Source organism: Streptomyces sp. NPDC005803 (assembly GCF_040630435.1).
GTDB lineage: Bacteria > Actinomycetota > Actinomycetes > Streptomycetales > Streptomycetaceae > Streptomyces.
The window spans coordinates 114456-122203 of record NZ_JBEXXO010000026.1 but is presented as its reverse complement, the minus strand read 5'-3'; the positions used below and the strand labels follow the sequence as shown (position 1 = coordinate 122203).

10 protein-coding genes are annotated in these 7748 nt (G+C 72.8%); 4 read left to right on the top strand and 6 right to left on the bottom strand.

Annotated features, from left to right (window positions below; translation table 11 throughout):
• Positions 1-147: 147 nt before the first annotated feature.
• On the bottom strand, positions 148-615 hold the full coding sequence (locus ABZ454_RS30695) for an RDD family protein (RefSeq protein WP_356325330.1): 468 nt from the start codon (positions 613-615) through the stop codon (positions 148-150).
• Between the two features lie 276 nt (positions 616-891).
• On the opposite strand from ABZ454_RS30695, the gene glnA reads away from it, so the two are divergent.
• Positions 892-2301 carry a type I glutamate--ammonia ligase gene (glnA, locus tag ABZ454_RS30690; RefSeq protein ID WP_356325327.1) on the top strand — a complete coding sequence of 470 codons (1410 nt, stop codon included), beginning with the start codon at positions 892-894 and terminating at the stop codon, positions 2299-2301.
• A 176-nt stretch (positions 2302-2477) separates the two neighbouring features.
• On the opposite strand, the gene ABZ454_RS30685 is transcribed toward glnA, so the two are convergent.
• Both ABZ454_RS30685 and ABZ454_RS30680 read right to left on the bottom strand, forming a co-directional pair.
• A complete protein-coding gene (locus ABZ454_RS30685) occupies positions 2478-2864 on the bottom strand; it encodes a VOC family protein (protein ID WP_356325325.1) in 387 nt (128 codons plus the stop codon).
• A 296-nt stretch (positions 2865-3160) separates the two neighbouring features.
• Positions 3161-3646, bottom strand: coding sequence for a hypothetical protein (locus tag ABZ454_RS30680; protein ID WP_359542782.1), 486 nt, complete (start codon positions 3644-3646; stop codon positions 3161-3163).
• 136 nt (positions 3647-3782) lie between these two features.
• On the opposite strand from ABZ454_RS30680, the gene ABZ454_RS30675 reads away from it, so the two are divergent.
• Complete coding sequence (locus tag ABZ454_RS30675; RefSeq protein WP_356325322.1) at positions 3783-4226, top strand: hypothetical protein; 444 nt, start codon at positions 3783-3785, stop codon at positions 4224-4226.
• A 55-nt stretch (positions 4227-4281) separates the two neighbouring features.
• On the opposite strand, the gene ABZ454_RS30670 is transcribed toward ABZ454_RS30675, so the two are convergent.
• Positions 4282-4551, bottom strand: coding sequence for a hypothetical protein (locus ABZ454_RS30670; RefSeq protein ID WP_356325320.1), 270 nt, complete (start codon positions 4549-4551; stop codon positions 4282-4284).
• Between the two features lie 119 nt (positions 4552-4670).
• On the opposite strand from ABZ454_RS30670, the gene ABZ454_RS30665 reads away from it, so the two are divergent.
• On the top strand, positions 4671-5030 hold the full coding sequence (locus tag ABZ454_RS30665) for an arsenate reductase family protein (protein WP_356325318.1): 360 nt from the start codon (positions 4671-4673) through the stop codon (positions 5028-5030).
• Between the two features lie 85 nt (positions 5031-5115).
• Here the strand turns inward: ABZ454_RS30665 and ABZ454_RS30660 are convergent, their stop codons facing one another.
• Positions 5116-5994 carry an alpha/beta fold hydrolase gene (locus ABZ454_RS30660; RefSeq protein WP_359542779.1) on the bottom strand — a complete coding sequence of 293 codons (879 nt, stop codon included), beginning with the start codon at positions 5992-5994 and terminating at the stop codon, positions 5116-5118.
• A 71-nt stretch (positions 5995-6065) separates the two neighbouring features.
• Here ABZ454_RS30660 and ABZ454_RS30655 point away from each other — a divergent pair, with 71 nt between their 5' ends.
• Positions 6066-6566 (top strand): MarR family winged helix-turn-helix transcriptional regulator, encoded by a 501-nt coding sequence (locus tag ABZ454_RS30655; protein ID WP_359542777.1) that lies wholly within the window; start codon positions 6066-6068, stop codon positions 6564-6566.
• A gap of 126 nt (positions 6567-6692) precedes the next feature.
• Here the strand turns inward: ABZ454_RS30655 and ABZ454_RS30650 are convergent, their stop codons facing one another.
• Positions 6693-7601, bottom strand: a complete 909-nt coding sequence (locus tag ABZ454_RS30650) for a Gfo/Idh/MocA family oxidoreductase (protein ID WP_356325312.1) — start codon at positions 7599-7601, stop codon at positions 6693-6695.
• Between the last annotated feature and the right edge of the window lie 147 nt (positions 7602-7748).

The window sequence follows — 7748 nt, the reverse complement described above, 5'->3', positions numbered from 1 at the left end:
TCCCCTTCGGGCGCCACCCCGGGGTGCCCCCCCCGCCCTCATTTCCGTGCCGTTCGTGCCCGTTCCCCGTTCCCCCGGACCCGTGCCGTTCGTGCCCGTTCCCCCGGACACGTGCCCGGACGTCCTCGGACACGGACTCGAACGTCCTCAGATACGGACCTGGACGGCGCGGGCCAGCCGGTCGTGCAGCCCACGGCCGTCGCGGTCCCAGACCAGGGCCGGGATCACCAGACACAGCAGCACGCTGCGCACCAGCACCCGCCCGAGCCCCAGGCGCCCGCCGTCCTCGGCGACGACCCTGAGGCCCAGCAGGCGCTTGCCCGGCGTGCAGCCGATGGTCCCGACGGTGAGCACGCTCAGCACGAAGAAGACGCCGAGCGCCCAGTTGCCCGTCGCCTGCTGGTCACCGCGAGCGATCAGCCCGTATGCGATCAGCATGCACAGGGCCCAGTCGATGAAGACCGCGCCGAAGCGCCTCCCGAGGGGCGCCACGGACCCCGGCCCCTGCTCGGGAAGCCCGAGCCGCTTGCCCCGGTACCCGAAGTCGGCGCCCATCTCCTCGGCGGCCGCGCGCGGCCCGGAGAGCCACGATCCGATTGCTTGCCTGTTGTCCACCCGACCACGGTACTGCGCCCACGCGCGGCCCCCGCCGGGCGGGGGCCGCGCGTGGGCGGGACACCGCACCGAAACCGGTCCGCAACCCGGCGGGAACCGGCCGTCGCGGCACCCGTGGGGTAGCGCTCACACCCGGCCCGGTTAACTTCGGCGAAACAAATGGGTCATGCTTGAGAAATCCCGTCTGCCTATGGTCGGGTCCAGCGTGTGCCACCGCACTGGCCACACCACGAGCTGCAACCCCGTCCCTCCCGGGCCGGGAGTAGGAGGAGTTGGATGTTCCAGAACGCCGACGACGTGAAGAAGTACATCGCCGACGAAGACGTCAAGTTCATCGACGTCCGGTTCTGTGACCTGCCCGGTGTGATGCAGCACTTCACCATCCCGGCGGCGGTCTTCGACCCGGCCGAGGAGCTCGCCTTCGACGGCTCCTCGATCCGCGGCTTCCAGGCCATCCACGAGTCCGACATGGCGCTGCGCGCGGACCTGTCGACGGCCCGTGTCGACCCGTTCCGCCGCGACAAGACCGTCAACATCAACTTCTTCATCCACGACCCGATCACCGGCGAGCAGTACAGCCGTGACCCGCGCAACGTGGCCAAGAAGGCCGAGGCGTACCTCGCCTCCACCGGCATCGCCGACACCGCGTACTTCGGCCCCGAGGCCGAGTTCTACGTGTTCGACAACGTCCGCTTCCAGACCTCGGCGAACGAGTCCTTCTACCACATCGACTCCGAGGCCGGCGCCTGGAACACCGGGTCGGAGGAGAACAACCGCGGCTACAAGGTCCGCTACAAGGGCGGCTACTTCCCGATCCCGCCGGTCGACCACTTCGCCGACCTGCGTGCCGAGATCTCCCTGGAGCTGGACAAGAACGGCCTCCAGGTCGAGCGCCAGCACCACGAGGTCGGCACCGCCGGCCAGGCCGAGATCAACTACAAGTTCAACACGCTGCTCGCCGCGGCCGACGACCTGATGCTCTTCAAGTACATCGTGAAGAACGTCGCCTGGCGCAACGGCAAGACCGCGACCTTCATGCCGAAGCCGATCTTCGGTGACAACGGCTCGGGCATGCACGTCCACCAGTCCCTGTGGGCCGGCGGCGACCCGCTGTTCTACGACGAGCAGGGCTACGCGGGCCTCTCGGACATGGCGCGCTACTACATCGGCGGCATCCTGAAGCACGCCCCGTCGCTGCTGGCCTTCACCAACCCGACGGTGAACTCCTACCACCGCCTGGTTCCCGGCTTCGAGGCCCCGGTCAACATGGTGTACTCGCAGCGCAACCGCTCCGCCGCGATGCGCATCCCGATCACGGGCTCCAACCCGAAGGCCAAGCGCGTCGAGTTCCGCGCCCCGGACCCGTCGTCCAACCCGTACCTCGCCTTCTCGGCCCTCCTGATGGCCGGCCTGGACGGCATCAAGAACAAGATCGAGCCGGCGGAGCCGATCGACAAGGACCTGTACGAGCTGGCTCCCGAGGAGCACGCCAACGTCCAGCAGGTCCCGACCTCGCTCCCGGCCGTGCTCGACGCCCTCGAGGCGGACCACGAGTACCTCCTGGCAGGCGGCGTCTTCACGTCCGACCTCATCGAGACGTGGATCGACTTCAAGCGGACGAACGAGATCGCCCCGATCCAGCTGCGCCCGCACCCGCACGAGTTCGAGCTCTACTTCGACCTCTAGGCAGCCGGCCGGGCCCGCGTCTGCGGGGCGCCCGGCCGATGCACCGAGGTGAAGCCGGAAGCGTCACGCGAGGGCCGCTACCCCATGGCCGGGGTGGCGGCCCTCGTTCGCTCCGTCCGGGCTCCGCGAGCCCACACGGCCCGTCCGGGGCGCCGGCCCCTGCGCGCGGGCCAGGATCACGCGCTGTGCACGATCTGGATCAGGTTGCCGCAGGTGTCGTCCAGGACCGCGACGGTCACCGGGCCCACGTCCAACGGCTCCTGGGTGAAGCGGACCCCGAGCGCCCGCAGCCGGGCGAACTCGGCGGGGACGTCGTCCACGGCGAAGGAGGCGGCCGGGATGCCGTCCTTGGCCAGCGCCGCCTTGTACGGCTTCACCGCGGGATGGCCGTCGGGCTCCAGCAGGAGTTCGGTTCCCTCGGGGTCCTCCGGCGAGGCCACCGTCAGCCACAGATCCCGGCCCACCGGGACCTCGGCCTTCTTCACGAAGCCCAGCACCTCCGTGTAGAAGCGCAGGGCCTTGGCCTGGTCGTCGACGAACACGCTGGTCAGGTGGATCCTCATGGTGTTCTCCCGTGCGTCTGGATCCTCATGGTGTTCTCCCGTGCGTCTGGATCCTCATGGTGTTCTGCCGTGCGTCGGGCCTGAGCCGCCGGTTCGCGGTGCGCTCAGACGGTTCGGTGTGCCGATCATGGCGCGCGCGGTGGCCCGGAATCGCGGACGGGCCCGGTCGCGTGGACCGGACGGCCGTCCAGATGCCCCGGAAGAGGCCGTCGGCGGCGCGGGCGCAGGTCAGGTCGTCGATGCCGTGGAGGTCGTCGCCCGGGGAAGCCGGGTGATCCGTGGCCGCCTCGCTCGCGTCAGTGCCGCAGCGCCTTGCCCACCTCGGCCCTGACTTCGCCGTCGAGCTTGCGATTGCTGCGGGCCGTGGCGTCCTCGCTCTTCCCGGACGCCACGTCGTCGACCGTCACCACGACCGCGTCGAGCAGATTGCCGCTCGGGTCCTCGAAGTTGACCAGCACGGCGTAGGACTGCGTCGACCCGGTGCCGTTCTTCACGGTGATCTTCGAGGTGACGTGGCCGTCGTCGCCCGCGGCGGGCGCGCCCGCCTTGACGTCGCCGCCCGCGTTCACCCCGTCCTTGAAGCCGTTCAGCTTGTCCCCGGCGGCAGCCGTCGCGGACGCGACGGCGTCGGCTCCCTCGGAGGCGACGGAGGAAGCCGCCGACGCCGCCTTCGACACCGTGCCGGACGCGCTGCCCCCGTCGTCCGAGCACGCCGATGCCGTGAACGCCACGGTCGCCGCCACCAGGAGCGCGCTCGCTCCCCGTACGCCTCGCCTCGTCATCGTGCCTCCCAGCACTCGTCCGTCGCCTCAAGTCAAGGCGGCGGGGGGCCCGGGCCGCACGCTGCGTAGCCCGGACGGGTGAGGGGGCCGCAGCGGTGGGGTCGCGTGCGGGGCACGGACCACCGAGGCTGGGGGGATGAGCGAGCAGGCCGCCCCCGGCGCACCGGTCCCGCCGCCCCCGCCCCCGCGGCGGCGGCTGTGGCCGTGGGTGCTGCTGCTGGTCCTCGTGCTGCTCGCCCTCGGCGCCGGTGCGGTCTCCGCGGTGCTGGCCCGTGAGGTCTCGACCGAGCGCGCGCGGACCGTGCACGTCCGGTACGAGGTCACGGGCGCCGCCGAGGAGGTGACGCTCACCTACAGCACGTGGAAGGGCGGGGAACTGTCGACCGCGCGGCTGACCCTGCGGAGGCTGCCGTGGGCCGGTGAGTCGGACACCAAGGGGTTCATGGGCGGTGGGTCGTTCGTCGTCGGACTCGGGAAGTCGGGTGGTGACGTGGCCTGTTCGGTGACGGTGGACGACGGCACGCGCCGCACCGCCAGGGCCTCCGGCTCCTTCGCCACCGCCACCTGCGGCGGGTTCTGACGCGAACGCGCCCCCGGCCTTCCGGGGGCGCGTTCCTCGACGGGCGGGCGGTCGGTCAGCGGCCGTAGCGGATGAGTGCGCGGACCATGCGGCAGGTGGTGTCGGACGGCGGGTGGATGGCGAGGCGCTCGGCGGTCGTGCGTATGCGGGCGTTGCTCGCGCTCGACGGGTAGTACACGCCGGTGTCGAGCAGGGCTATCGCCAGGCGCATCGCCTTCAGCCGGCGATTGTGGGACACGTACCACTCACGGGGGCGGCCGGCGGGGAGCGGCTTCTTCTTCAGGGGTGTGTGGAGCGGCTTGGTCGTGACTGCGGCTACGGCCATTGGCAACCTCCTGGCGCGGTGGTGGAACCCTCACGAACTCCCTCTATTTTACTGCCCCCCACTGACAATCACCCCTGGCCAGAGGCACTTTCGCGGGTCCATCGCGTACCTTTGGCCCCATGGAGATCTGGATCAATCCCGCCTGTTCCAAGTGCCGGAGCGCGTTGAGCCTGCTCGACGCGGAGGGGGCCGACTACACCGTCCGCCGCTACCTGGAGGACGTGCCGTCGCCGGACGAGATCCGGGCCGTGCTCGACCGGCTGGGGCTGGAGCCGTGGGACATCACGCGGACGCAGGAGGCGGACGCGAAGGAGCTGGGACTGAAGGAGTGGCCGCGCGACACGGATGCGCGGGAGCGCTGGATCACCGCGCTGGCCGCGCACCCGAAGCTGATCCAGCGGCCGATCATCACCGCGCAGGACGGCACGGCCGTGGTCGCCCGCACGGACGAGGCGGTCCGGGACGCGATGGGGCGCTGAGCGCCCCGGCGGCTGTCCGGCCCCGAGCCACCGGACCGGGCAGCCCCTGCCGGACAGTGCCTCGCCACAGGTCTTCGCCGGGCCTTCATCGACCCGGATCGTCGAGGAACCGCCCGATCAGGCGGTTGAGTTCGGGGACCGCCGGGCCGTACAGGGGCAGCGCGTGGTGGGAGACGCCGGGCAGCACGGCCGCCTTCGCCCGTGGCAGCAGGCGCTCGGCGGTGGCGGCCACCCGGGTCGCGTCATGGGCCCGCCCCTGCCCGGCGAGGAGGACCAGGGCCGGTACGCCGAGGCCCCGCAGGGCCTCGGGCGACGGGCGGGGGCCGGTGACCGGGCGGGCCGCGGGGAAGCCCGAGGCCGCCTCGCGCAGCCGTACCCAGTCCGGGTCCAGCGGGGCGCCGCCCGTCTCCCACTCCAGGAAGGCGCGCGTCCGTGCGGCGCTCGGGCGGAGCAGCATCGGCAGCGCGTGCAGCAGGTAGCCGGGGCGGAAGCCGGCGAAACAGCCGGTCGGGTCGAGGAGGATGAGCTTCCGGACGCGGTGGGGCGCGTGCAGGGCGTAGTGCAGGGCGATCCAGCCGCCGTACGAATGGCCGCAGAGCGCGGCCGGCCCGGCGCCCAGGCCGTCCAGCAGCGCGTCGAGCCAGCCGTACAGATCACCGGCGGTGCGGATCGGCCGTTCCCCCACCACGCTGCGGCCCGGCTCACCCACGAGGTCGACGGCGTGGACGCGGTGGGTGCGGCCCAGGTCGGCGGCTTGGGCGTACCAGACGGTGGACGTCGCACCGCCGCCGGGCAGCAGGAGCAGGGGCGGGGCGTCCTCGGGGCCGTAGCTGTTGAGGTGGGTGGTGCCGTAGGGGGTGGGGACCTCCGTCGGGGTGGTTCCGGCCGGCCACATGGCCGCGACGACCTCGTCGTAGGCGGCGAGGAAGGCCGCGCTGCCGGTCACGGGCGGGGTGGATGTCATGGGCCGCTCCCTGGAGTCCGTACGCCTGACTATTATCTCGCTCAGCGAGATAATAGGGCGAGGAGTCGGAGATGAGCGAGCAGGGGCCCGAGCTGGAGACCGTCCATCTGCTGCGCAAGGTCACGGTCGCGTTCGGCCTGCGCCAGGCGGAGTTCGCCGCGCGGCACGGCATGCATCCCACCGATGTACGGGCGCTGATCTGCCTGCTCGACGCACAGCGGAGCGGGACCGATGTCACCGCCGGTGGGCTCGGCTCGGAACTCGGGCTCAATTCGGCCGGCACGACGTCGCTCATCGACCGGCTGGAGCGGCTGGGGCATCTGACGCGCACCCGCGACGAGCGCGACCGGCGGCGGGTGCTGCTGCATGTGACCCCGCGGGCGGTGGAGCTGGGGTGGGCGGCGTTCGGGCCGGCGATCGGGAGTGCCGTGGCGCTGCTGCGGGAGTTCGACGAGGGCGAGGCCGCCGCCGTCCGGCGGTTCCTGCACGGTTTCCTCGCCGCGCTCTCGCCGGAACCCGGGGCGGCCGGTGCCCCGGCGGGGACGAACGGGACCGCCGGGCCCGCCGACTGACCGGATGCCGCCCCGACCGGACCACCGGGCCCGCCGACTGCCCGTACGCCGCCCCGACCGGACCCGACCGCGCCGGATCACCGGCCCTGCCGGCTGCTCCCGCCCCGCCCGCCCGCGGGGCCGCCTCTACTCCGCCGCCTGCGCCTCGGCCTCCGCGAGCAGTTCCGTCAGCCGGAGCCCGAACCGTACGTCGCAGGGGTGCGCCTCCCCCGTGTGCACCGAGGCGATCAGCGCGTCCACCGCTGCCGCGAACGCCTCGACCGCCCCGTCCCACCGGGGCAGCGCGGCGACGCCGTGCTCGCCCTTGAGCACCACCTCCGCCCCTGCCGCGGCCACCGGCGCCCCCAGGGCGAGCGTCACCGTGCTGGAGGCGCCGGAGGTGTGACGCAGGACCAGGTGGTGGGCGTCGGAGGGGCCGCGGGCCGCGGTCAGCCGGGTGACATCGCCCAGGAGCGGGATCAGGACCGAGAGCGCGTGCGGGCCGACGTCCCAGAGGCCGCCCCGCTCGCGGCGCCAGGGGGACGCGGCGTACTCACTGTCCGCGCCGGGGGCCCACAGGGCGCCGATCCACTCGGCGCGGGCGGTGAACCAGCCGCCCACCGCGGCCTGTTCGGCGAGCCAGGCGGAGGTCCGCGGCGCGAAGCGCAGCGTGCAGAAGACGATGGAGGCGACCCGGGCCTGCTCGGCCGCCTCGGCCACCTCGCGGGCCGCGGCGACGGTCGTGGCGACCGGCTTGTCCATCAGCAGGTGGCAGCCCGCCGCCGCGGCACGGGCGGCCAGCGGGGCCTGTACGTCGGGCGGCAGGGCGAACGCGACGGCGTCGCTCGCGGCGAACAGCTCGTCGAGCCCCGCGTCCCCGCTGTACGCGGTGGCACCGTGCGCGGCGGCCAGTTCCCCGGCGGCCTCGGCGCGGCGGCCCCACACCCCGCTCAGCACGGCGCCGGGGTGGGCGGCCAGGGCGGGGGCGTGGGTGGTGCGGGCCCAGGGGCCCGTGCCGGCCAGACCGATACGCAGGGGTGTCTCGGGTGTCGTCATGGTGCCAGTGTGCCTGGTGAGGCCTCGTGGCCGTTCGAATCCGGTGGCGGAGCGTGGGGGCGGACGGCTACGTTGACGGGGCCGGCCGCGGGACTCCGGGGCGACTTCCGGGACTTGCCTCTGAAGCAAATATTTCGCTGTTCGCCC

Excerpts from the sequence above, each read along its gene's own strand:
- glnA (WP_356325327.1), top strand. The coding sequence starts at position 892 with ATGTTCCAGAACGCCGACGACGTGAAGAAGTACATCGCCGACGAAGAC.
- ABZ454_RS30685 (WP_356325325.1), bottom strand. The coding sequence starts at position 2,864 with ATGAGGATCCACCTGACCAGCGTGTTCGTCGACGACCAGGCCAAGGCC.
- ABZ454_RS30680 (WP_359542782.1), bottom strand. The coding sequence starts at position 3,646 with ATGACGAGGCGAGGCGTACGGGGAGCGAGCGCGCTCCTGGTGGCGGCG.
- ABZ454_RS30675 (WP_356325322.1), top strand. The coding sequence starts at position 3,783 with ATGAGCGAGCAGGCCGCCCCCGGCGCACCGGTCCCGCCGCCCCCGCCC.
- ABZ454_RS30670 (WP_356325320.1), bottom strand. The coding sequence starts at position 4,551 with ATGGCCGTAGCCGCAGTCACGACCAAGCCGCTCCACACACCCCTGAAG.
- ABZ454_RS30665 (WP_356325318.1), top strand. The coding sequence starts at position 4,671 with ATGGAGATCTGGATCAATCCCGCCTGTTCCAAGTGCCGGAGCGCGTTG.
- ABZ454_RS30660 (WP_359542779.1), bottom strand. The coding sequence starts at position 5,994 with ATGACATCCACCCCGCCCGTGACCGGCAGCGCGGCCTTCCTCGCCGCC.
- ABZ454_RS30655 (WP_359542777.1), top strand. The coding sequence starts at position 6,066 with ATGAGCGAGCAGGGGCCCGAGCTGGAGACCGTCCATCTGCTGCGCAAG.
- ABZ454_RS30650 (WP_356325312.1), bottom strand. The coding sequence starts at position 7,601 with ATGACGACACCCGAGACACCCCTGCGTATCGGTCTGGCCGGCACGGGC.